At 74.6% G+C, this 23,996-nt stretch carries 16 protein-coding genes; 5 read left to right on the forward strand and 11 right to left on the reverse strand.

Features of this window, described 5'->3' with window-relative positions:
- The coding region (locus IE245_RS21390) for an ROK family protein (RefSeq protein ID WP_189949989.1) at positions 1-687 on the forward strand (687 nt) is incomplete at its 5' end.
- A gap of 183 nt (positions 688-870) precedes the next feature.
- On the opposite strand, the gene IE245_RS21395 is transcribed toward IE245_RS21390, so the two are convergent.
- From IE245_RS21395 to IE245_RS21415, 5 genes are all read right to left on the reverse strand, one after another.
- Complete coding sequence (locus IE245_RS21395; protein WP_189949991.1) at positions 871-2,010, reverse strand: XdhC family protein; 1,140 nt, start codon at positions 2,008-2,010, stop codon at positions 871-873.
- Positions 2,011-2,049: 39 nt separating this feature from the next.
- Complete coding sequence (locus IE245_RS21400; protein ID WP_189949993.1) at positions 2,050-3,522, reverse strand: NCS2 family permease; 1,473 nt, start codon at positions 3,520-3,522, stop codon at positions 2,050-2,052.
- Between the two features lie 252 nt (positions 3,523-3,774).
- Positions 3,775-6,174, reverse strand: coding sequence for a xanthine dehydrogenase family protein molybdopterin-binding subunit (locus tag IE245_RS21405; RefSeq protein WP_189949995.1), 2,400 nt, complete (start codon positions 6,172-6,174; stop codon positions 3,775-3,777).
- Between the two features lie 2 nt (positions 6,175-6,176).
- Positions 6,177-6,770 (reverse strand): (2Fe-2S)-binding protein, encoded by a 594-nt coding sequence (locus IE245_RS21410; RefSeq protein ID WP_189949998.1) that lies wholly within the window; start codon positions 6,768-6,770, stop codon positions 6,177-6,179.
- A gap of 2 nt (positions 6,771-6,772) precedes the next feature.
- Positions 6,773-7,663: an FAD binding domain-containing protein gene (locus IE245_RS21415; RefSeq protein ID WP_189949999.1), complete on the reverse strand. Its 891-nt coding sequence runs from the start codon at positions 7,661-7,663 to the stop codon at positions 6,773-6,775.
- Between the two features lie 325 nt (positions 7,664-7,988).
- Between IE245_RS21415 and IE245_RS21420 the strand changes: the two genes are divergently transcribed.
- Entirely contained in the window at positions 7,989-9,683 is a 1,695-nt protein-coding gene (locus IE245_RS21420; protein ID WP_189950002.1) for a PucR family transcriptional regulator, read from the forward strand.
- A gap of 296 nt (positions 9,684-9,979) precedes the next feature.
- On the forward strand, positions 9,980-10,783 hold the full coding sequence (locus IE245_RS21425; RefSeq protein ID WP_373305364.1) for a hypothetical protein: 804 nt from the start codon (positions 9,980-9,982) through the stop codon (positions 10,781-10,783).
- A gap of 7 nt (positions 10,784-10,790) precedes the next feature.
- On the opposite strand, the gene IE245_RS21430 is transcribed toward IE245_RS21425, so the two are convergent.
- Both IE245_RS21430 and IE245_RS21435 read right to left on the reverse strand, forming a co-directional pair.
- The gene (locus IE245_RS21430; protein WP_189950006.1) at positions 10,791-12,404 is read right to left on the reverse strand and encodes an AAA family ATPase; all 1,614 of its coding nucleotides are present in this window, start codon (positions 12,402-12,404) and stop codon (positions 10,791-10,793) included.
- A gap of 506 nt (positions 12,405-12,910) precedes the next feature.
- The gene (locus tag IE245_RS21435; protein WP_373305365.1) at positions 12,911-13,750 is read right to left on the reverse strand and encodes a GntR family transcriptional regulator; all 840 of its coding nucleotides are present in this window, start codon (positions 13,748-13,750) and stop codon (positions 12,911-12,913) included.
- 194 nt (positions 13,751-13,944) lie between these two features.
- On the opposite strand from IE245_RS21435, the gene IE245_RS21440 reads away from it, so the two are divergent.
- On the forward strand, positions 13,945-14,814 hold the full coding sequence (locus IE245_RS21440; RefSeq protein ID WP_189950010.1) for a (2Fe-2S)-binding protein: 870 nt from the start codon (positions 13,945-13,947) through the stop codon (positions 14,812-14,814).
- 194 nt (positions 14,815-15,008) lie between these two features.
- Positions 15,009-16,109, forward strand: coding sequence for a DUF2637 domain-containing protein (locus IE245_RS21445; protein WP_189950012.1), 1,101 nt, complete (start codon positions 15,009-15,011; stop codon positions 16,107-16,109).
- Positions 16,110-16,185: 76 nt separating this feature from the next.
- Here the strand turns inward: IE245_RS21445 and IE245_RS21450 are convergent, their stop codons facing one another.
- The 4 genes from IE245_RS21450 to IE245_RS21465 all read right to left on the reverse strand — a co-directional run bounded on the left by IE245_RS21450 (position 16,186) and on the right by IE245_RS21465 (position 23,835).
- Positions 16,186-16,590 carry an ATP-binding protein gene (locus IE245_RS21450; RefSeq protein ID WP_189950014.1) on the reverse strand — a complete coding sequence of 135 codons (405 nt, stop codon included), beginning with the start codon at positions 16,588-16,590 and terminating at the stop codon, positions 16,186-16,188.
- An 84-nt stretch (positions 16,591-16,674) separates the two neighbouring features.
- Positions 16,675-18,417 carry a pyruvate dehydrogenase gene (locus tag IE245_RS21455; protein WP_189950016.1) on the reverse strand — a complete coding sequence of 581 codons (1,743 nt, stop codon included), beginning with the start codon at positions 18,415-18,417 and terminating at the stop codon, positions 16,675-16,677.
- A gap of 27 nt (positions 18,418-18,444) precedes the next feature.
- Complete coding sequence (locus IE245_RS21460) at positions 18,445-19,902, reverse strand: protein phosphatase 2C domain-containing protein (RefSeq protein ID WP_189950018.1); 1,458 nt, start codon at positions 19,900-19,902, stop codon at positions 18,445-18,447.
- 123 nt (positions 19,903-20,025) lie between these two features.
- Positions 20,026-23,835, reverse strand: a complete 3,810-nt coding sequence (locus IE245_RS21465; RefSeq protein WP_189950020.1) for a S8 family peptidase — start codon at positions 23,833-23,835, stop codon at positions 20,026-20,028.
- Positions 23,836-23,996: the final 161 nt, after the last annotated feature.

The raw sequence follows: 23,996 nt of genomic DNA on the forward strand, positions 1-23,996 counted from the left end.
AAGACCCTCGGCCAGGCCGAGATGTGGTTCGGCGCCGGCCGCGGCGCGAGCAGCGCCGTCGTCGTCCTCTTCGGCTCCGGCGTCGGCGCCTGCGTGACGACCGACCCGATCGGCCCCGGACGCGCCCTGGAATGGGGCCACTTGAAGGTGTCCGTACGGGGCCGGCGCTGCCGCTGCGGCGCCCAGGGCTGCCTGGAGGCGTACGCCGGCGCCGAGGCCCTCCTCGCACGCTGGCGCGAGGCCGGCGGGCGGCCACCGGCGGGCGCGGACGAGGAGACCGCCCTCGCGGCGTTCGTCGCGGCGGCGTACCCCGGGGACGGCGCCACCGCCGACCCGGCCGCGGCCGCCGTCCTGGAGGAGACGGCCGAGTACCTGGGCGCGGGGTTCGCCGACCTGGTCAACCTCTTCCAGCCGGAGCGGATCCTCGTCGGCGGCTGGGCCGGACTGCTGCTCGGCACGCGGTTCCTGGCGGCCGTCGAGGAGCACGCGCGCGCGTACGCGCTGGCGTACCCGGCGGCCCGGGTGACGATGGGCATGGGGCTGCTCGGCCCGGAGGCGGTCACGGTCGGCGCGGCGATCCTCCCGCTGGCGGACTTCTTCGCCCGCGGCGGCCGGCGCGAGGAGTCCGGTCCCGTCGGCGAGGCCCCCGCCTGGGCGGAGACCGTGCGGGAACGCGCCGCGCGCTGACCCCGTGCCGGGGCCGCGGCGGGCGGAGAGCCACCGGCCCGGGCCTCAGACACCCGCCGCCCCGGCTCCGGCGTGGTCCGGGGCCGCGCGGGCCGCACGCGGGGGTCCTGGTGTCGCGGGCCCCGCGCGGTCGTCCGTGGAGAGCGGACAGGCCGAGGGAGCCGGACAGGCCCAGGGAGCCGGTCAGGCGACGGAGCCGATGCGGCCCGCGACGGGCGCGTCGGGGCCGTCGTGGTGGATGGGGGTGTGGGCGCCGGTGAGCGAGGCGCCGCTGCCGCCTCGGCGGTCGGCGACGATCTCCGCGCCGATCGACAGGGCCGTCTCCTCGGGGGTGCGCGCACCGAGGTCGAGGCCGATCGGCGAGCGGAGGCGCGCCAGTTCGAGTTCCGTGACGCCGACCGCGCGGAGGCGCGCGTTGCGGTCCTCGTGGGTGCGGCGCGAGCCCATCGCGCCGACGTAGGCGACGGGAAGCTTCAGGGCCGCCTGGAGGAGGGGGACGTCGAACTTCGCGTCGTGCGTGAGCACGCACAGCGCGGTCCGGCCGTCGACCTCCGTCGACTCCAGGTAGCGGTGGGGCCATTCCACGACGATCTCGTCGGCCTCGGGGAAGCGCGTCCGGGTCGCGAAGACGGGACGGGCGTCGCACACGGTCACGTGGTAGCCGAGGAACTTGCCGACCCGGACGAGCGCCGACGCGAAGTCGATGGCACCGAAGACGATCATGCGGGGGGCCGGGACGGAGGACTCGACGAGCAGCGTGAGCGGCTGCCCGCAGCGGCTGCCGTCCTCGCCGATCTCGACCGTGCCGGTGCGGCCGGCGTCCAGCAGCGCCCGCGCCTCGGCCGCGGCGGTGCGGTCCAGCTCGGGGTGGCCGCCGAGCTTCCCCTCGTACGAACCGTCCGGGCGGACGAGGAGCGCCTGGCCGAGCAGGTCCCCGGGGCCGGAGACGATCCGGGCGAGGGCCGCCGCCTCGCCCGAGGCGGCGGCGGCCAGCGCGGCGGGGAAGACCCCGCCGCGGACCGGGGTGACGAGGATGTCGATGATGCCGCCGCAGGTCAGGCCGACCGCGAAGGCGTCCTCGTCGCTGTAGCCGAAGCGTTCGACGACGACCTCGCCGTCGTCGAGCGCCGCCTGGCACAGCTCGTACACCGCGCCCTCCACGCATCCGCCGGAGACCGAGCCGATCGCGGTGCCCTCGCTGTCGACGGCGAGGGCGGCGCCGGGCTGCCGGGGCGCGCTGCCGCCGACGGCCACCACGGTGGCCACGGCGAAGTCGCGTCCCTGCTCGACCCACCGGTGCAGCTCTTCGGCGATGTCCAGCATGTCGGTCTCCTTGGCGGTGTGGGAGGAGGGGCTCGGGCGTCAGCTGACGCCCAGCCAGCCCTCGATCGGGTGAAGGGCGAAGAACACGATGAATATCGCGGTGAGGCACCACATGAACGCGCCGACCTCGCGCGCCTTGCCCTGCGCCACCTTGATGACGGTGTAGGCGATGACGCCGGCCGCGACGCCGGGGGTGATGCTGTAGGTGAACGGCATCAGCACGACGGTCAGGAAGACCGGGATGGCGACGGAGCTGTCGCCCCAGTTCACGTGCTTGGCGTTCATCATCATCATCGCGCCGATGACGACCAGGGCGGCGGAGCCGACCTCGCGGGGCACGATCTGGGTGATCGGGGTGAAGAAGAGGCAGGCCGCGAAGAAGAGGCCGGTGATCACCGAGGAGAAGCCGGTGCGGGCGCCTTCGCCGACGCCGGTGGCGGACTCCACGAAGACGGTCTGGCCGGAGGCGCCGGAGACGCCGCCGATCGCGCCGCCCGCGCCGTCGATGAAGAGGGCCTTGGACAGGCCGGGCATGCGGCCCTTGTCGTCGGCGAGGTTGGCCTCGGTGCCGACGCCGATGATGGTGGCCATGGCGTCGAAGAAGCCGGCGAGGACGAGGGTGAAGACGATGACGCCGACGGTGATGTAGCCGACGTCGCCCCAGCCGCCGAAGGAGACGTCGCCGAAGAGCGAGAAGTCCGGGGCGGAGACCGCGCTGCCCTTGAGCTCGGGCGCGCCGTTGGCCCAGGCGCCCGCGCCCTTGGCCGGGATGTCGGCGACCGCGTTGACGATCAGCGAGAGGATCGTGCCGCCGACGATGCCGATGAGGATGGCGCCGGGGATCTTGCGGGCCTGGAGGGCGAAGATCGCGAGGAGGGTGACCGCGAAGATCAGGACGGGCCAGCCGACGAGTTCGCCGCCCGAGCCCATGGTGACGGGCGGGCCGAACTGCGGGCCGGCGCCGACGAAGCCGGCCTTGTTGAAGCCGATCAGCGCGATGAAGAGGCCGATGCCGATGGTGATGCCGTGCTTGAGCGGCAGCGGGATGGCGTTCATGATCATCTCGCGGAGACCGGTGACCACCAGGAGGCAGATCACCAGACCGTAGACGACGCACATGCCCATGGCCTGCGGCCAGGTCATCTGCGGCACCACCTGGGTGGCGAGCACACCGGAGACGCTCAGGCCGGCCGCGAGGACGAGCGGCACCTTGCCGACGAAGCCCATGAGCAGGGTCGTCACCGCCGCCGCGAGGGCGGTCGCCGTGATGACGGCGGAGGAGGCGAGGACGTTCTTGTCGACGTCCGGGCCCCCGAGGAGGATCGGGTTGAGCAGGAGGATGTACGCCATCGCCATGAAGGTGGTGACGCCACCGCGGATCTCCGTGCCGACGGAGGATCCTCTCTCCGAGATGTGAAAGTACCGGTCGAGCCAAGACCGTCCGGCGGGGTTGCGCGAGCCGGAGCCCGCGTCTTCCGCGGCGGTCTTCGGCTCCACAGACGACTGGGTCATGGGGCCTACTCCCAAGGTTCAAAGGGGCACCCGCACGAGGGGGACTCGTATGAGGCGGGATTTGGGAACTGCTGTTGGCTGCACGACCCGGGGGACGGCCCGAGACGAACGGGGTACTGCGGGCACTTCTGGTGGGGCGGGTACTTCGGGGTGGTGCGGGTGCTGCTGGTGGTGCGGGTACTGCGCTCCGGGCGGTGCGGGCGGGGAGGGACGGGTGACGTTCCCCGGGAGGCACGCACCGCCCGGAGGGTCCTACAGGGTGCCGGTGAGCGCCTCGGGGCGGACCGGGGTCTTGTTCAGCTCCAGGCCGGTCGCCGCCCGGATCGCCGCGAGGACGGCCGGGGTGGACGACAGGGTCGGGGCCTCGCCGATGCCGCGGACGCCGTAGGGCGCGTGGGGGTCGGCCAGTTCGAGGTAGTCGACCGGGATGGTCGGCGTGTCGAGGATCGTCGGGATCAGGTAGTCCGTGAAGGAGGGGTTGCGCACCTTCGCGGTCTTCGGGTCGACGATGATCTCCTCCATCACCGCGACGCCCAGGCCCTGGGTGGTGCCGCCCTGGATCTGGCCGATCACGGAGAGCGGGTTGACCGCCTTGCCGACGTCCTGCGCGCAGGCCAGCTCGATCACCTTGACGAGGCCGAGCTCGGTGTCCACCTCGACCACCGCGCGGTGCGCGGCGAAGGCGTACTGGACGTGTCCGTCGCCCTGGCCGGTGACGCGGTCGAAGGCCTGGGTCGGACGGTGCCGCCACTCCTCCTCGACCTCCACGGCCTGGTCCTCCAGGACGTCCGCGATCGTGGCGAGGGCCTCGCCGCCGTCGGTGACGACCTTGCCGCCCTCCAGGAGGAGTTCGGCGTTGGCCCACGCCGGGTGGTGCGAGCCGAACTTGCGCCGGCCGATCTCCAGGACCCTCTCGCGGACGAGCTCGCAGGAGTTCTTGATGGCGCCGCCGGTCATGTACGTCTGGCGGCCCGCGGAGGTCGAACCGGCCGAGCCCACCTGGGTGTCGGCGGGGTGGATGGTGACCTGCTGGACGCCGAGCTCGGTGCGGGCGATCTGCGCGTGGATCGTGACGCCGCCCTGGCCGACCTCGGCCGCGGCGGTGTGGACCGTGGCGACGGCCTCGCCGTTGATGACCTCCAGGCGGATCTTCGCGGTCGAGTAGTCGTCGAAGCCCTCGGAGAAGCCGACGTTCTTGATGCCGACGGCGTAGCCGACGCCGCGGACGACGCCCTCGCCGTGCGAGGTGTTGGAGAGGCCGCCCGGCAGAGCGCGGACGTCCGCGCTCTCGCCGGCGGTCTCCCACTGGCGCTCCGGCGGCATCGGGCGGGCCTTGACCCGGCGCAGCAGCTCGGCGACCGGGGCCGGCGAGTCGACGACCTGGCCGGTCGGCATGATCGTGCCCTGCTCCATGGCGTTGAGCTGGCGGAACTCGACCGGGTCCATGCCCAGCTTCGCCGCCAGCTTGTCCATCTGCGCCTCGTAGGCGAAGCAGGCCTGGACCGCGCCGAAGCCGCGCATGGCGCCGCAGGGCGGGTTGTTGGTGTAGAGGCCGATCGCCTCGATCTCGACGTCGTCGATGACGTACGGGCCGACCGAGAGGGAGGAGGCGTTGCCGACGACCGAGACCGTGGAGGAGGCGTAGGCGCCGCCGTCCAGGACGATCTTGCACTTCATGTGCGTGATCTTGCCGTCCTTGGTGGCGCCGTGCTCGTAGTAGAGCTTCGCCGGGTGCCGGTGGACGTGCCCGAAGAAGGACTCGTACCGGTTGTAGACCATCTTGACGGGCTTGCCGGTGCGCAGCGCGAGCAGCGAGGCGAGGATCTGCATGGAGATGTCCTCGCGGCCGCCGAAGGCGCCGCCGATGCCGGCCATGGTCATCCGGACCTTGTCCTGGGGCAGGCCGAGGCAGGGGGCGATCTGCTCGCGGTCCGCGTGCAGCCACTGGGTGGCGACGTACAGGTCGACGCCGCCGTCCTCGGCCGGCACGGCGAGGCCGGACTCCGGGCCGAGGAAGGCCTGGTCCTGCATGCCGAAGGTGTACTCGCCCCTGACGATGACGTCGGCGCGCTTGGCGGCCTCGTCGGCGTCGCCGCGGATGATCGGCTGGCGGTGCACGATGTTGGGGTGCGGGACGTGGGCCGCGTGGTGGTCGTCGCGGTTCTCGTGGACCAGGATCGCGTCGGGGGCGGTGGCCGAGGCCTCGTCCGTGATGACCGGGAGCTCCCGGTACTCGACCTTGATCTTGGCGGCGGCGCGGCGCGCGGTCTCCGGGTGGTCGGCGGCCACGAGGGCCACCGGCTCGCCGTGGTGCCGGACCTTGCCGTAGGCGAGCACCGGGGTGTCCCGGAACTCCAGGCCGTAGTTCTTGGCGGCCGGCAGGTCCTCGTGGGTCAGGACGGCGTAGACGCCGTCCGTGGTGAGGGCCTCGGAGGTGTCGATGGAGACGATCTCGGCGTGCGCGACGGTGGAGCGCAGGACCTGGCCCCACAGCATGTCCTCGTGCCACATGTCCGAGGAGTAGGCGAACTCGCCGGTCACCTTGAGGGTGCCGTCGGGGCGGAGGGTGGACGCGCCGACGCCGCCCTGGGTGTGGTTCTGGGTGACGTCGGTGGGCGTGCCCACCGGTACGGTACGGGTGTTCTGAGCCATCGTCAGACCGCCTCTCCCTGGCGCTCCTGGCGCGCGGCCGCGAGGCGGACCGCGTCGAGGATCTTCTCGTAACCGGTACAGCGGCAGAGGTTGCCGGAGAGCGCCTCGCGGATGTCCGCGTCCGTCGGGGACGGGTTGCGCTCCAGCATCTCGTCGGCCGCGACGAGCAGGCCGGGGGTGCAGAAGCCGCACTGGACCGCGCCGGCGTCGATGAACGCCTGCTGGATCGGGGAGAGTTCGACGCCCTCACCGGTCTGCGAGTCCTGCGGCTTGGCCTCCCACTTCTTGGCCTGGTCGACCGAGGTGCCACAGGCTCCGGAGGCGCAACCGCCGTGGGCCTCGCGCTCCTTGGCGTACTCGGCCAGGCCTTCGACGGTGACGACCTCGCGGCCCTCGACCTGGCCGGCGGCGACCAGACAGGAGCAGACCGGCACCCCGTCCAGGCGGACCGTGCAGGAGCCGCACTCGCCCTGCTCGCAGGCGTTCTTGGAGCCGGGCAGGCCCAGCCGCTCGCGCAGGACGTAGAGGAGGGACTCGCCCTCCCAGACATCGTCGGCTTCCTGCGGACGGCCGTTGACCGTGAAATTCACGCGCATGGTTATGCAGCTCCCTCAAGCGTGCGGCCGGTGCCGCGGTACTGCTCCCAGGTCCAGCCGAGCTGGCGGCGAGCCATGATGCCGACGGCGTGGCGCCGGTACTTGGCGGTGCCCCGTACGTCGTCGATCGGGTTGGCGGCGGCCGAGCAGAGGTCGGCGAACTGCTTCGCGATCGCGGGGGTGATGATCTTCCCGTTGTCCCAGAAGCCGCCCTCCTCCAGGGCCGCGTTCAGGAAGGCCTCGGCCTCCTTGGCGCGGATCGGGGTCGGCGCGGCCGAACCGATGCCGGTGCGGACGGTCCGGGTCTCCGGGTGCAGCGCCAGGCCGAAGGCGCAGACGGCGATGACCATCGCGTTGCGGGTGCCGACCTTGGAGTACTGCTGGGGGCCGTCCGCCTTCTTGATGTGGACGGTCTTGATGAGCTCGTCGGGCTGGAGCGCGTTGCGCTTCACGCCGGTGTAGAACTCGTCGATCGGGATGAAGCGGCTGCCGCGGACCGACTCGACCTCGACCTCGGCGCCGGCGGCGAGGAGGGCGGGGTGGGCGTCACCGGCCGGGGAGGCGGTGCCGAGGTTGCCGCCGACGCCGCCGCGGTTGCGGATCTGCGGAGAGGCGACCGTGTGGGAGGCGAGCGCCAGGCCCGGCAGCTCGGCCCTCAGGTTCTCCATGATCTGCGTGTACGGAACGGAAGCGCCGAGCCGGACGTTCTCCTCGCCGACCTCCCACTCGCGCAGCAGCTCGATGCGGTTCAGGTCCAGCAGGTACTCGGGGCGCCGGTGGTCGAAGTTGATCTCGACCATGACGTCGGTGCCGCCCGAGATGGGCACGGCTGTGGGGTGCTCGGCCTTGGCGGCGAGCGCCTCCTCCCAGCTGGCGGGGCGAAGGAAGTCCATGGTGGCTCTCTTCTAGCGATTCTGGTGGGGGTCGGACGTCTGGGCCCTGGGGGACGTTCGGCCCTCGACTTCGGTGTTCATGTCCTGTTCACGCGGTGTGTGGCCTAGTACACAAGCCACGGTGGCCGGGGTGCAGTCACCGAAAACATGAAGGAGTTGGCCGGTGCCCCCGCACGTCTTGTAGATTCGAACGAAAGACGGTGAGCGGAAACCTCGCCGTTTCCCCCTGGAAACGGCGGCACCACCCTCACCGACTCCACCGTCGATTACCCGACAACCCCATCACCACCCGAATCACCCACTCGAAGGAACGGCGGCGACACGAATGCGGCTGCGCGCACTGCTGGAGAACGACGCGCTCGGGCTGCGCCTGCTGGGCGGCGAGGAGGAGCTGGACCGCTCCGTCCGTGGCGTGATGACCACGGACCTCAAGGACCCCAGCCGGTACCTCTCCGGCGGCGAGCTGGTCCTCACCGGCCTGGCCTGGCTGCGGGAGCCGGCCGACGCCGAGCCCTTCGTCCGGATCCTCAGCCAGGCCGGGGTCTCCGCGCTCGCGGCCGGCGAGGCCGAGCTGGGCGACATCCCCGACGATCTCGTGGAGGCGTGTTCGCGCCACCGGCTGCCGCTCTTCGCCGTCAACGAAACCGTTGCGTTCGCGACGATCACCGAACACGTCGTTCGACAGGTCTCCGGCGAGCGGGCCGGCGACCTGGCGGCCGTCGTGGACCGGCACCGGCGGCTGATGACCTCGGGCCCGGCGGGCGGCGGCCCCGAGGCCGTCCTCGACCTGCTCGGTTCCGACCTGGACCTGCGCGCCTGGGTCCTCTCCCCCACCGGACGGCAGATCGCCGGCGCCGGGGAGCCCCTGGACCCGGCGCTCGCCGCCGCCCTCGCGGGCGAGCACCTGGCCGCCACCCGCACCGGCCGGCGCGGCCCGCACCGGCTGACCCTCCAGGGCAGCGCGTACTCCCTCTTCCCGATCAGGAACGCCGGCCGGGCCGCCGGGCCGGGCGCCCGGGACGTCCGCGAGACGGTGCTGTCCGACTGGCTGCTCGCCGTGGAGGCCGACGCCGGGGACTGGCCGGCCGCCCGGCTCGACCTGCTCCAGGGCGTCACCCAGCTGATCTCCGTCGAACGCGACCGGCGCGACGCGGCCCGCACGGTGCGCCGCCGGCTCGCCCAGGAGGTCCTGGAGCTGGTGCAGACGGGCGCCGCGCCCGCCGAGATCGCCGCCCGGCTGCGGGTCGCCGCCCCGGTGCTGCTGCCCGGCCTCGGCGCGGCCCCGCACTGGCAGGTCGTCGTGGCCCGCGTCGAGTGGGAGCAGGAGGGCGGCCAGGCCCCGGTGGAGCCGGGACCGGTCACCCAGGCGCTCCTGGAGGAGATCCTGGTCGACCCGGCGACCGTCGGCCCCGAGTCCGCCGACCGGATCGCCGTCGCCCACACGGGTGACGAGGCCATCGCGCTGGTGCCGCTGGCCGCCGGCCCGCTGCCGGAGAGCGAGGACGACGGCCCGTCGCCCGCCCTGGGCCTGCACGCGGACGCCCTGCTCGCGGCGGTACGGGCTCCGCTCTCGTCCGGCCTCGCCGACGACGGACGGCTCACCCTGGGCGTCAGCGCCGCCGTGCACTCGGCGGAGGGGCTGCGGGGCGCCCTGGAGGAGGCCCGGCACGCCCGCCGGGTGGCCGCCGCCCGCCCCGGCCGGGTCTGCGCGGCCGGCCACCACGAGCTGGCCTCGCACGTGCTGCTGCTGCCCTTCGTCCCGGACGACGTGCGGCGCGCCTTCACGGCCCGGCTCCTGGACCCGCTGCGGGACTACGACCGGCGGCACCGGGCGGAGCTCATCCCGACCCTGGAGGCCTTCCTGGACTGCGACGGCTCCTGGACCCGCTGCGCGACCCGGCTGCACCTCCACGTGAACACGCTGCGCTACCGCGTCGGCCGCATCGAGCAGCTGACCGGCCGGGACCTGTCCCGTCTGGAGGACAAGCTCGACTTCTTCCTGGCCCTGCGGATGAGTTGACGGAGTCTGACCGGCGCGGATCCGGATTTCACTCCTTCGGTTGAGTCCGGAGGAGTGACGGGGGACCCTCCGGCGCACCCCCTCCGCCGAGGCCCTCGCACCCCCGCCCTCCCTGATCACCGCGGTGATCAGGGGTCTCGGCGCCCTGGTGCCCCGCCGGGCCCTGCCCCGGCGGGGCACCACGACGACCTCCCGGCTTTGTGAAATTTTTCACCCGACCCCTTGGCCGGGTACGGCCGTTCGTGCTGAGATGCCGTCCTACTCAACAGCTCGATGGCGCGCTCGGGGAGGGCAATGTGGCGGACACCGCCATGTCTGGTTCCGAATCAGGGGGCGGCGGAAACCCGTCCCTCGCCTACGGCAAGGAGACTCCCGTGGAGACCGCCATATGGCGGCTCCGCTCCCGCGGCTGCTGGACCGACGCGGCGGCGCTGCTCGCCCCCCGCGCCCACGAACCGGCCGCCGCGCTCGAACGGGCCGCGCTGCTGATCGAGCGCTGCCTCTACACCGAACAGGGCTGGGCCGAGGCGGAGGAGGCGCTGCGCGCCGCCGAGGCGGTCGCGAGCAGCGACGAGGAGCGGGGCGCGGCCGCCTGCGAGCGCGGCTACCTCGCCTACGCCTCCACCCTGTTGGGCGTCCGGGACCGCGCCGACGAGGCCCGGATGGCGCTCGGCCGGGCGGCGGCCCTGATCTCCCCCTCCGAGCCGGGCCGTCCGCTCCTGGACTACCGGCGCGGTCTGATCGCCCAGAACCTCGGCGACTCCCCGCAGGCGGCCCGGGCCGCGTACCGCCGGGCGCACGCCGGCGCCACCGCGCAGGGCGACTCGCTGCTGCTCTCCTCCACCTGGCGCCATCTCGCCGGACTGGCGTTAAGGGAGGGCGAGTTGGCGGAGGCCCGGCACGGCTTCGCCGAATCGCTGCGGATCCGTGAGGAGTTGGGCTACCTGGTGGGTACGGCCCCGGCGCTGACCGCGCTGGCCGACACCGAGACCGAAGCGGAGGCCGGGCGGCTGCGCGCCGAGGCCCGCCGCCTCTTCCGCCTCCTGGGGGGCGTACCGACCTGGCTGGCGTCGCAGCTGACGCCCCGCACGGCCATGTGAGCTCCCGTCAGTCCGCCCGCGGCTCCAGGCAGACGAGGCTCTCCTCGGTGCCGACGACGAGCGCCCCGGTGGCGGTCACGGCGACGGCGCGGACGGCGGGGCCGGGCCGGAAGACGCGGCGCCGGCCGTCCTCCGGGGCGATCAGCTCGACCCGGCCGTCGGCCCAGGCGGCCGCGACGAGCGGCCCGCCGGGGGCGGGGGCGGCGTGCAGCGCGACCACCGGCGCCCGGCGCTCCGCCAACGCCTCGGGCACCGGGGCCCGGCCCGGCGTCCAGAGCCGTACGGTGCCGTCGGCGCCGCCCGAGCAGACGAACGGGGTCGCGGACTCGACGGCGGTCACGGCGGTCACCCGGCCGCTGTGCGAGGCGGCCTGGTGGAGGCCGTTGACCCCGAAGGCGTGCACCGAGCCGAGCCGGTCCCCCACCACCACCGAGCCCGCGATCGCCGCCAGCGCCGTACCGGGATGCCGGGACAGGGTGGTGGAGACGGCCTCGGTGAGCCGCTCCAGATAGGGCGGGCGGGGCGCGGTGCCCGGCACGGAGTGCAGCCGGCCGCGCTCGTCGAGCAGCAGCACCGTCCCGTCGGCGGTGGGCGCGAGGGCGGTGATCCGGCCCTGGACCCGGTGGGCGAGCCGCCCCGCGCCGGAGGCGTCGGCCTCCCGCAGCAGCCGGACCGTGCCGGTGTGGTCGCCCACCAGGAGCAGCTCGGCCGAAGGCCCGCCGGCGGTCGCGCCGAGCACCGCCACGGGGCCGGGCCACGGCGGGGAGACGTCCCCCCGGTGCCGGGCCCAGCGCAGCCGCCAGGGCGCCGGGGCCGCCTGCGCGGCGAGCGCGGGCCGCAGCCGGGGGTCGGCGCCGTCGCCGAGCGCGGTGAGCAGCACCAGGGCCCGGCCGGCCGGGCCGTCCGCCGCGCACAGCGCCTGCCCGGCCCGCAGCCAGGCGTCGCGCAGCCCGCCGTGGTCGTCGGGGGAGGCGGTCGCGTAGCCGGTGGTGACGAGCAGCGGATCGGCGGCGCAGACGGCGACCGGGTCGGAGAGGTCGGGGAGGCCGGGGAACGGCGCCGGGGCCGGCGGCCCGGGGGGCGCGTCCCCGTCGAGGTCGACGACGGTGGTGCGGGCGGCCCGGGGGACGCGGGTGCCGGTGCGGGCCTCCACGACGAGCCGGATCCGACCGACCTCGGCGAGGCCGCCGAGCAGTTCGGCGAGGGCGTCCGGTTCGGCGGCGGCGTGCAGGTCGGTGAGGAGCAGCACGGTCCGGCCGGTGCGGCGGGCCTCGCTGGTGGCGAGCGCGTGCACGAGGTCGGCGGGGGTGCGGGCCACCACGCCGAGCCGGTCGGCGAGCGTCCAGGCGACGCCGAGGGCGCTCTGCCCGGCGAGCGGCACCCGCACCCGCTCGGTCCCGGGCCGACCGCGCCGGGACCGCGTCCCGTGGGCGGCCAGCCAGTCCAGGAGGGCGCTCTTGCCGCTGCCCGGGGCGCCGGTGACCAGGCAGAGCCGCGGTGCCTCGGGGTCGGTGAGCCAGCCGAGGAGGGCGGCGGCCTCGGGCCCCGTACCGGTGTGCGGCGCCGAAGTCCGGGGGGAGGGCCGGCGCCCGTCCGCGGGGGACGGGGTCGCGGACGGCATGGGACACCTCACGGGCGCGCGTACGAACGGCTGTCGCCCCCGACCTTAGTGGGCGCGGCCCCCGGGGAGGCCGTCCCGTCGAAGACCGGCTTCCCGGAGACCGGCCGGCCTCCCCGGGGGGGGGGGTGGGCCGGTCTCCGGGAGCCACCGCCCGCCGCGACCGGCCCCGGCCTGATCCGGCCCGGGGCCCGGAGGTGCGCCGCACGCCCCCGGCCGGGCCGCCGTGACCACGGCGTGCCCGCGGCGGCCGAGGACGGCGGGACGACCGGGGACGGCGGGAGGGCCGAGGACGGCGGGGCGACGGGACGGCCGAGGACGGCGGGAGGGCCAGGGACAGCGGGACGGCCGGGGACAGTGGGACGGCCGAGGACGGCGAGACGGCCAGGGACAGTGGGACAGCCAGGGACAGTGGGACGGCCGAGGACGGCGAGACGGCCAGGGACAGCGGGACGGCCGGGGACGGCGCACGCGGGTTCCGGCGGCGGCGCGGCGGCCGTCCGGTGGTCTCAGCCGTTCGCGCCGGTGAAGTGCTCGCGGACCAGGGACTCCACGACCGGGAGGTCCCGGGCGACGAGGGCGTCGAGGAGGGCGGAGTGCTCGGCGGCGTCGGCGACCAGGTCCGCGTGGCGCAGGACGGGGGCGCTGAGCAGGGGCCACTGGGAGCGGCGGTGGAGGTCGTCGGCGATCACGAGGAGCTGTTCGTTGCCGGCGAGGGCGAGGACCTCGCGGTGGAAGGCGCGGTCGGTCTCCGCGTAGTGCGCGCGGTCGCCGCGGGCGGCGGCGGCTCCGGTCGCCTCCGCGAACGGCCGGAGCGCGGCCCAGCGGGCCGCCGGGACGGTGCGGGCGAGCCGCAGCATGACCGGGACCTCGATGAGGGCGCGGACCTCGGCCAGCTCGGTCAGCTCGCGGGCGGTGCGGACGACGACGCGGAAGCCGCGGTTGGGCACGACCTCGACGGCGCCCTCGACGGCCAGGCGCTGCATCGCCTCGCGGACGGGGGTCGCGGAGACGCCGAAGCGCTCGCCGAGGGCGGGGGCGGAGTACACCTCGCCGGGCCGCAGCTCGCCGGCGACGAGGGCGGTGCGCAGGGCGTCGAGGACCTGGCCCCGGACGGAGTGCCGCCGCACGGTGCGCGGGCCGTCCCCGGCGAGGGGGGACTCGCCGTGGGTGTGCTCGCCGTGGGTGTGCTCGCCGTGGGTGTGCTCGCCGCGGGCCTGCTCGGGCACGCGCGCGGAGCCGGCGCCGGGTCCCGCGCCGCCCCCGGGGGCGTACGGACCGGGCGCGGGGTCGCCGAATCGCACGGACGGTCCCTCCGTCGCCCGCTCGCGTGCTGCGCCCTGCTCCACCCGGGTCCTCCTGCGGCCTCGTGCCGGGCCCGGCTCGCGCGGCCCGGGTCCCCTGTGCACCATAGGCGAACGAACCGTTCCGCGGGACCGCGCCCACGAGGCGCAGGTGGGAACGGGTCGGCCGGTGGTGAGACGCGACGCCGATTCGGGTAAGGTAAGGCTTACCTGCTAACGATCGCGATTCGGTGGTCCGCATGACCGTCCCCGCTCTGCTGCCCTCCCTCCACGCCTCGCCCGTCGCGGCCTCGTACGCCCGGCTCGCCGAGGTCTTCTCCGGCCTGCGGATAGAGGAGACGGCCGAGAACGAACGGCTGCCGCGCGGCGCCGGCTGGGTCCTCGCCGAGGAGCTCGCCGCCGGCGGGGCCGCCCTGGACGCCTTCCTCGCCTGGGACAACGCGCAGGTGCTCCGCGACCACGGGCAGCAGGCCCGCCCCGACGTGGTCGCGAGCTTCGGGCTCCACCGGTACGCCTGGCCCGCCTGCCTCCTGGTGACCCTCCCCTGGTTCCTGCACCGCCGGGTCCCCCGCCTCCCGGTGACGGCGGTCTCCTTCCAGCGGACCCGTGGCCGGATGGCGGTGCGCGTCGAGGAGTTCGTCTGCCTCCCCGGCGACCCGGCGGCCGCCCTGCCCGGCGCCCGCGTGGTCGCGGACGAGGACGCCCTGCGCGCGGAGGTCCGCGCCTCCCTCGCCGAGCACTTCGAGGCCCTCCTCGGCGGCTTCGGCCCCCGGATGCGGCGCGGCCGCCGCGCCCTGTGGGGCATGGTGACGGACGAGATCGTCGAGAGCCTCTGGTACATCGGCGCCCTCCTCGGCGAGGAGGAGCGGGCGATGGCCGAACTGGAGCTGCTGCTCCCGGGGAGCACCGGCCGGCCGGAGAAGCCGTACGCGGGCGGGGCCGGCTTCCGGCCGCTGCCCGGGAGCGAGGGCCCGGACGGCGCTCCGCGCGCCACCCGGGACCGGGCGACCTGCTGCTTCTTCTACACGCTGCGCCCCGAGGACACCTGTCTCACCTGTCCGCGCACCTGCGACGCGGACCGGGTGCGGCGGCTCGCCGCGACCGCCTGAGGAATACGCCACCCGGACGGGTGACGTGAATCGAACACAACTCCGCCCGAGCGGCGGGGCGTTCGACCAGAAGGTACCTATTCGTATGCCCTGGACCCTCGTTGGCGTGCTCTTGCCCCGAAACCCCGTGCGTCCCGTGATCGGTCGGACAGTATGGGCGGCCCAACGCCCGACTGCGATGCGAGGGACACCGCATGAGACTGACCGACATATCGCTGGACTGGCTGCTTCCGGGCGGCGTGATGGTCGCCGGAGTCCTGACGGCGGTGGCGGTGCTCGCGCGCGGGAAGCGCGCCGGTGACCAGGCCGCGGCCGAGGACTCCTGGGAACGCAGCGAGGAGCGGCGCAGACGCAAGGAGGCCATCTACGGCTTCGCCTCGTACGGACTGCTGTTCTGCTGCGCCGCCGTCGCGGCGGCGCTCTCCTTCCACGGGCTCGTCGGCTTCGGCCGGCAGAACCTCAACCTGACGGGCGGCTGGGAGTACCTGGTCCCCTTCGGCCTCGACGGCGCCGCGATGTTCTGCTCGGTGCTCGCCGTCCGCGAGGCCAGCCACGGCGACGCGGCCCTCGGCTCGCGCCTCCTGGTCTGGCTCTTCGCGGGCGCGGCCGCCTGGTTCAACTGGGTGCACGCGCCGCGCGGCCTGGGCCACGACGGGGCCCCGCAGTTCTTCGCGGGGATGTCCCTGTCGGCGGCGGTCCTCTTCGACCGGGCGCTGAAGCAGACCCGCCGGGCGGCGCTGCGCGAGCAGGGCCTGGTGCCCCGCCCGCTGCCGCAGATCCGGATCGTGCGGTGGATAAGGGCTCCCCGGGAGACCTTCGCCGCCTGGTCGCTGATGCTCCTGGAAGGCGTACGGACGCTGGACGAGGCCGTGGACGAGGTCCGGGAGGACCGGCGCGAGAAGGAGCAGAACAGGATCCGCCGGCGCGAGCAGGCCAAGCTCGACCGGGCGCAGATCAAGGCGCTCAACCGTCAGCACCGGGCCTTCGGCCGGGGCGGCGGCCGCCAGGTGGAGGTGGCGGCGCTGACCGCCGCCTCCGGGACCGGCGGGGGCCAGCCCCCCGCGTCCGGGCCGGGTTCCGCGACGGCGTCGGTGACGGCGGCCGTCGCGGAACCCGCCATAGCGGACCCGGGACAACTGCCCCTTCGGCCCCGGCCCTCCCTGCAAGCCGTCAGGGAAAGTGAGAAGCGGGAGTCGCGGACGGTGGACCTCACCGCCGAGGACGACACCCAGGCCCTGCCCCGACTCGACTCCCTGGAGGCGAAGATCTCCGAGATGGAGCGGCTGCTCGGCTGACGGGACCGCCCCACGGCACGGCAGGACCGCGCCACCCCACGGCACGACCGTGACCCCCCGACGGCGGGGCCGCCCCTCAGGCGGCCCCGCCGTTCAGTTCGAACCAGACGACCTTCCCCGTGTCGCGCTCCTCGACCCCCCAGGAATCGGCGAGCTCCCGCACCAGGAAGAGCCCCCGGCCGCTCGTACCGTCGCCGGCGGGCGGTACGGGCGGGGCGTCGAGGCCGGGCTCGAAGTCGCGGACCTCGACCCGGAGCTGGACCGGATCGACGGTCGCGGTGACGACCGCGCCGTGGGCGGTGTGGACCAGTGCGTTGGTGACCAGTTCGCTGGTGAGCAGCTCGGCGACGGCCCCGGCGTCCGGCCCGCCCCAGGCGCCGAGCAGTTCCCGTAACGCGTGGCGCACCTCCGGCACCGCCGTCAGGTCCGCCCCGCCCACCTTCCTGAGCAGTTGAGTCGGCTGTCGTGCGTTCCCGGCCATAGCCCCCCACCCACGATCGCGTCGAACAGGCTCACGGAAGAGCCTGCCCCGCGCGCCGGTCCGCATGCGCCGTGCCCGGTGCCCTCAGGGGCGGGGCACGTTGCGCAGGTTGGATCGGGCCATCTGGAGCATCCGGCCCACTCCCCCGTCGAGGACGATCTTGCTGGCGGAGAGGGCGAAGCCGGTGACCATCTCGGCGCTGATCTTCGGGGGGATGGAGAGGGCGTTGGGGTCGGTGACGACGTCGACGAGGGCGGGGCCCTTGTGCCGGAAGGCGTCCTTGAGGGCCCCGGCCAGGTGCTTGGGCTTCTCGACGCGCACTCCGTAGGCACCGGCGGCCCGGGCGACGGCGGCGAAGTCGGGGTTCTTGTGGGCCGTCCCGTACGAGGGGAGTCCGGCGACCAGCATCTCCAGCTCGACCATCCCGAGCGAGGAGTTGTTGAACAACACGATCTTCACCGGGAGTTCGTACTGCACGAGAGTGAGGAAGTCGCCCATGAGCATGGAGAAGCCGCCGTCGCCGGAGAGGGTGACGACCTGCCGTCCCCGGTCGGTGAACTGGGCGCCGATCGCCTGCGGGAGGGCGTTGGCCATGGAGCCGTGGCTGAAGGAACCGATGATCCGGCGGCGCCCGTTGGGGGTGAGGTAGCGGGCCGCCCATACGTTGCACATACCGGTGTCGACGGTGAAGACCGCGTCGTCGTCGGCGAGTTCGTCGAGGACGGAGGCCACGTACTCGGGGTGGATCGGGGTGTGCTTCTCGACCTTGCGGGTGTAGGCCTTCACCACGCCTTCCAGGGCGTCGGCGTGCTTCTTCAGCATCTTGTCGAGAAAGCGTCGGTCGGTGCGCTGCCGGATCCGGGGCGTGACGCAGCGCAGGGTCTCGCGGACGTCGCCCCAGACGGCGAGGTCGAGCCGGGAGCGGCGGCCGAGGTGTTCGGGGCGGACGTCGACCTGCACGATCCGGACGTCGTCGGGGAGGAAGGCGTTGTACGGGAAGTCGGTGCCGAGCAGGATCAGCAGGTCGCACTCGTGGGTGGCCTCGTAGGCGGCGCCGTAGCCGAGCAGGCCGCTCATGCCCACGTCGAAGGGGTTGTCGTACTGGATCCACTCCTTGCCCCGCAGGGCGTGGCCGACGGGGGCCTTGAGCCGCTCGGCGAACTGCATGACCTCGGCGTGGGCGCCGGCGGTGCCGCTGCCGCAGAACAGCGTCACCCGTTCGGCCGCGTCGATCATCCGGACCAGGGCGTCGATCTCGGAGTCGCCGGGACGGACGGTGGGGCGGGAGGTGACGAGCGCGGAGCCGGCGGTCTTCTCGGGAGCGGGCTGGTCGGCGATGTCGCCGGGAAGGGCGACCACCGAGACGCCGCCGCGGCCGACGGCGTGCTGCACGGCGGTGTGCAGCAGCCGGGGCATCTGCTTCGGGTTGGAGATGAGTTCGCTGTAGTGGCTGCACTCGCGGAACAGCTGGTCGGGGTGGGTCTCCTGGAAGTAGCCGAGCCCGATCTCGCTGGACGGGATGTGGGAGGCGAGGGCGAGGACGGGGGCCATCGAGCGGTGGGCGTCGTACAGGCCGTTGATGAGGTGGAGGTTGCCCGGGCCGCAGGAGCCGGCGCAGGCGGCGAGGCGGCCGGTGATCTGCGCCTCGGCGCCCGCGGCGAAGGCGGCGGTCTCCTCGTGGCGCACCTGGACCCAGTCGATGGCGGGGTTGCGCCGGATGGCGTCGACGACCGGGTTCAGGCTGTCGCCGACCACGCCGTAGAGCCGCTGCACTCCGGCGCGGACGAGGATGTCGACGAATTGCTCCGCTACGTTCTGTTTGGCCATGGGTCCATCAACACACGGCCCGGCACCTCACGCCTCCCAGACGGCCGCTCCCGTACGGTCATCGGCGTACCCCGTCACCCTCAGCTGGGTGTCGGCGAGGAAGGCGGCGAGGCCGGGCGGTTCGGCGCCGGTCCAGCGGGCCGCCAGCTCGCGGGCGAGGGCGGGCTCGCCGCGCATCGGCTCGGCGAGGCCGGGCGAGGCGAGGAGGAGGGTGTCGCCGGGCCGGGCCACCGAGGCGCGGAAGCGGAACGGTTCGGCGGGCGGCGGGACGGGCTCCTCGACGAGCGGCCCGGGGGCGGTGGCGATGCCGAGGTCCATGGTGAGCCGGTCGCCCTCCTCCGTCACCTCGGGCGTCCCGTGCGGCGGCGTCGAGCCGAAGCCCACGACGGGCGCGCCGGTGACCGAGGCCGGGTCGGGGAGGAGCGGCTCGATGTCCTGCCAGGCGCCGTCGCGGAGCCGGAAGAGTCCGCCGCCGCCGATGCCGAAGAAGACCCGGGTGCGGCAGTCTGGGTCGGCGGGGATGAGCAGGCAGCGCAGGGTGGCGGTGTACGCGTCGGGGGCCAGGCCCCGCTCGGCGGCGCGGGCCCGCAGCCGGCCGTAGGTGCGGTCGGTGAGCCGCTGGAGCCCCGACTTGAGCTCGCCGCGGCGGCCGGAGCGGATGTCCTCGGAGAGCCGGGCGTGGCTGCGGCCGACGGCCTCGCCGATCCAGCGGCAGGCGTCGGCGGCGGCGAGGTGCGCCTCGTCGGCGGCGCGGGAGCCGGCCGCGACGGCGACGAGCACGAGCGCGGTCTCGTCGTGGCCGAAGCGGGCGGTGAGGAGGGCGTCGCGGCGGGGTTCGCCGCGGTAGCGGGCGGAGTCGCCGCGGACGGAGGCGGCGCGGAGGGTGGCGGTGCCGTAGCGGGCGCCGTCGAGGACGGTGTCGGCGACCAGGTCGGCGAGTTCGCCGGGGCGCGCGGCGGGCAGGGCGGTGGGCTCGGCCTCGTACGTCGGCGGCCGGCTGCCGAGGAAGCCGGTGCGGGGCCGGGGCATGGGCACCTGGACGGTCGGCTCGTGACCGGTCGGCTCCTGCCCGGGGGCGGGCAGCTCGACCAGCACGGTGGCGTCCGTCCCGGACCCGGGCGCGGGTCCGGGATCCGGTTCGCGTACGGGGTCGGGCTCGGGCTCCGCGTCGGCCGGGGGCGCGGCCGGGAAGGTGCGGGGCCCCGTGACCGGCGCCTCCCACGGTGCCGGCCCGAGCACGGAAGGCGCGGGCGGCCCGGAAGGCGCGGGCGGCGCGGGCGGCAGCGGCGGCGCGGAGGGCGCGGGCGGTGCGGAAGGCGCCGGCGGCACGGAGGGTGCCGGCGGCGGGGCGGCCTGCGGGGCCTGCGTGGCCTGGGTGGCGGACGTGAAGTGGGCGTCCAGCGAGTCGGACGAGGGCGTCGGCGTGAGGTCCTCCGCCGCGTCCTCGTAGAGCGCGTCCCACCAGTTGTCCCCCTGCTGAGTCATGCCCTTATTGTCCACCGCGGGCGGCCCGGGAAAACGGGACACGAGGAAAACCGTTGCTGCGAATGGGTGGTCCGCCGGACGACCCCACCCCCCACGGGAAGGACGTCCGGCGGACCGGCGTGGTCAGCGCACGTCGTAAGCGCGGACCACGGTCTGGGTGACGGAGTTGCCGCGGGCGTCCGTCAGTTCGGTCCTCAGGGTGACCGGCTTGCCCGTCGCGCCCGCGTGGTCCACGGTCGCGGTCCAGGTGCCGTCCTGCTGGGAGACCGGCGCTTCGGTCCAGGTCGTACCGCCGTCATAGGAGTACGAGAGCCTGGCCGAGGTGAGAGCGGCCGGCTGGTAGCCGGCGTGCCCGGTCGCGGTGAGGCCGATCTTCTGGCCGTCGGTCGCCGCGAGGGTCTTGAGTCCGTCCACCGGCAGGTCGTACCGGGGGAAGAGAATCGGGATGCCCTGAGAATAGACCGTCTCGTCGAGCTGAGAGGTGAATTTCCAGATCGACCGCACCGAGGTGGAGCGGGTCCAGTTCCGGTTGCCGAGCTTCGTGGTGTTCTGTTCCAGCTCGTACGCGCCCCGCTCGGCGGGCACCTCGAAGACGCCGGAGGGCCACGCGTTCTCGCCGATGAGCTCGCCGTCGCGGCGCAGCCGCAGGTTGCCGAGGTCGCCGAAGGAGCCGGGCTCGGCGTGGTGGGTGCCGTCGCCCCACATCGCGGCGGCGAAGCCGATCAGGTTGCCCTGGCGCTCGGAGACGAGGACGGGCTCGCCGGAGGCGTCGCGCGGTGCGGTCGGCACGATGACGCCGTCGTACCAGTCCTCGGTGCGCCGCTCGCCGGGGGCGTACGCGTGCCGGTCGCCGATCATCAGCTCGCCGTAGGGGAAGCTGCTGCCGGTCGTCTGCTGCCAGACGGTGTCGCCGGCCGTGTGGTATTCGGTGCGGCTGCCCGGGGCGGGGACGGTCTCCAGGCCGGCGAAGCCGACGGCGAGGCCGTTCGGGCGGTACGCGGCGGGGAAGTTCATGAAGTCCGCCGCGGTGCCGGCCGAGCCGTAGGTGACCTCGGAGCGGCCGAGGCGGGAGTCGCGGACCCGGTGGACGCGGTCCCGGTCCACCTCGCCGGTCTCGGGGAAGGCGAGGCTGTAGACGTACGGCGGCTTGGCCGTGGCCTTCCAGTGCAGGGTGACCTCGCCGGCGGCGAGCCGCTCGCGGAGCGCGGCGGCCTCGGCGGCCGGGACCGCGAGGGCCGGCAGACCGGCGCCGGTGAAGCCTCCGGTCGGGTACCAGCGGAGCGCCGACTCGTGGTGGACGACGACGCCGGTCGCGCCGGCGGCCTTGGCGTCGCGGGCGAGGACGGCGACGCTCGTGGTGGCGTCGGGGAGGCGGACCAGGGCGAGGCGGCCCTGGACGCCGGCGGCCCTCAGCTCGTCCGGGGTGCCGGCGCCGGCGTCGACCAGCCGGGCGGAGCCGGTGCCGTCGAGGTTGTCGGAGCCGGTGGAGGCGGTCACCGCGTGGAGGTCCAGGCCGTCGCCGGTGCGCAGCGAGGTGAGCTGCGGGGCGGCGGCGCGCCAGTAGCTGCCGGACTCGAAGGAGCCGTCGCGGGCCTCGCCCTCGACGGAGGCGTAGTAGGCGCGGAGGGTGCGGGGGCCGACGGCGGTGCCGGTGTGCGCCCAGACGTCGTCCCAGGTGCGGGCGAAGGCCAGGGTGGCGCCGCGGACCTCGGACGGCCGGTCGGTGCGGACCGAGAGGCGGGCGGCCTCGCGGGCGTCGAGGACGACGGTCGTGTCCTTGGTGACCTCCAGCTGCGGGCGGGCCAGGTGGGTGAGGGAGTCGGTCAGCGTGGCGCCCTCGCCCGCGTCGGGGGTGGTGACGAAGGAGGTGAGGAAGTAGCTGCCGGGGCGCACCCGGAAGACCTGGTCGGCGGCGCCCTCGTTGAAGCGGCGCTCGCCGGTGGCGTCGTCGGTGCCGATGACGTCGAGCGAGGAGGCGCCGTCGGCCGGCTTGCCCAGGCGGTCGATCAGCTTGACGCGGAGGGTGACGGTCTCGGGCTCGACGTACAGCGAGAACGGGGTGGAGACGTGGACGCCGCCACGGCCGGTGGCGACGACCCGGCCCGTGACGTCGCCGTACTGCGCGCGCTCCAGGCGGGCGGTGGGGTCGACGGCGAGCGGGACCTCGACGGTGGCTCCGGCGGGGACGGTGACCGTGCGCTTGCCGAGGCGGGCGACGGTGGACCGGACGGCGGAGCCGTCGTTGCCGGTGACCTTCTCGACGGCGAGGTCGAGGGTGACCGGGGCGCCGGAGGTGTTGGTGTAGGGGACGGTGACCGTGGTGCGGTCGCTCCTGTCCTGCGGCCAGTGATAGGTGCCGGCCTGGACGGCGGGGGCGGAGAGCACCGTCTGGTCGAGCGCGGCCCCGACGTCGAGCCGGCCGGCGCCGGTCTCGCGGACGTCGCCGGGTGTGTCGGTCTCGGCGGAGGCCACGAGCGCGGCCTTCAACTGCTGCGCCTTCCAGTCGGGGTGACGCTGCTTCAGGATGGCGGCGGCGCCCGCGACGTGCGGGGTGGCCATCGACGTGCCGGACATGGCCTGGTACGCGTAGAGGCCGCGCCCGCCGGCCGCGGCGGCGGAGATGCCGACGCCGGGGGCGGCGATCTCCGGCTTGAGGGTGTGGGCCTCGTTGGCGACGGGGCTGCGGCTGGAGAACCAGGCGGTGGAGTCGTCGCGGTCGGTGGCGCCGACGGTGAGGACGCCGGGGGCGCAGCCGGGCGAGGAGACGGAGTTGAGGGTGGGGCCCGCGTTGCCCGCCGCGACGACGAACAGGGTGCCCTCGCTGCGCGCGAGGTGTTCGGCGGCGGCGCTCATCGGGTCGTCGCAGTCGGTCTCGGAGGGGTTGCCGAGGCTCATGGAGACGACGTCGGCGCCCTGGGCGACGGCCCACTCCATGCCGGCGATGATCCACGAGGTGGCGCCGGAGCCCGAGTCGTCGAGGACCTTGCCGTTGAGGAGCGCGGCTCCCGGGGCGACGCCCTTGTTCCGGCCGCCGCTCGCGGCGCCGGAGCCGCCGACGGTGGAGAGGGTGTGGGTGCCGTGGCCCCCGCGGTCCTCGGAGGTGTCGGAGTCGGTGAAGTTCTCCGAGGCGACGATCCGGCCCCGGAGGTCCGGGTGCCCGGTGTCGGCGCCGGTGTCGAGGACGGCGACCTTGGTGCCGGTGCCGTCGTAGCCGGCGGCCCACGCCTCGGGGGCGTGCACCTGCCGGGTGGAGCGCTCCAGGGCGGCCTCGACCTTGCGGTCGAGCCACAGCTTCTCGATGGCCGCGGCGGAGGAGCGGGCGGTGGGCGCGGAGACCTCGGACCAGAAGGTGGCGGCCTGCTTCTTGTCGGCCTTGAGGGCGACGCCGCCGATGGTCGTGAGGACCTGGCCCTTGCGGGCGCCGCGCGGGGCGGCCGGGGTGGTGCGGGCGGTGGCGCCGGAGCCGTAGACGGCGATCAGCGGCAGGGTGGTGGTGGAGGCGTCGTCGTAGCCCTGGCGGACCAGGCCGGTGACGTTGAAGAGCTCCTCGTCGACCCGGTCGGCGGCGAGCGCGCCGGTGGCGTCCTCGGGGTAGACGTAGAGGTCCCGGCCGGAGCGGCGGGTCTGGACCAGGGGCACGGTGCCGTCCGCGCGGGGCAGCACGGTGGCGGCGGGGTCGCCCCGCTCGTCCCGGCTCACCAGGACGCGGTCGCCGGTGACCAGGGTCACCGTGGCGGGCCTCCCCCGGCCTTCGGCCAGGGAGGCCCCCGTCTCGCTTCGCTCGCCGGCGCGGGCCTGGGCCTCGCTGCCGACCGGCGGGCGGTCGGCGGGGCCTCCGGCCGGCGGCTGGGCCGCGACGGACGGCAGGGCCGCGGTGACGGCCAGGACGGCGGCGGTCGCCGCCCCCAGGGCCGTACGCGAAATCGGGCGCATCGCTCTCCCCATCTGAATCCGGACAACAGGAGTAAGTCACCTGAATCCGGAGGCGGTTGGTGCTGCGGTGGCGCCACATTGGCAGAGGTGAGGGCGGTACAGGGATGATGGGCGCGGCGGGAATGCGCCGTGGCCGATTCCCGCCAGGTCACCAACGGAAC

The sequence above is a fragment of the Streptomyces roseolus genome (assembly GCF_014649855.1).
Taxonomy (GTDB): Bacteria; Actinomycetota; Actinomycetes; order Streptomycetales; family Streptomycetaceae; genus Streptomyces; species Streptomyces roseolus.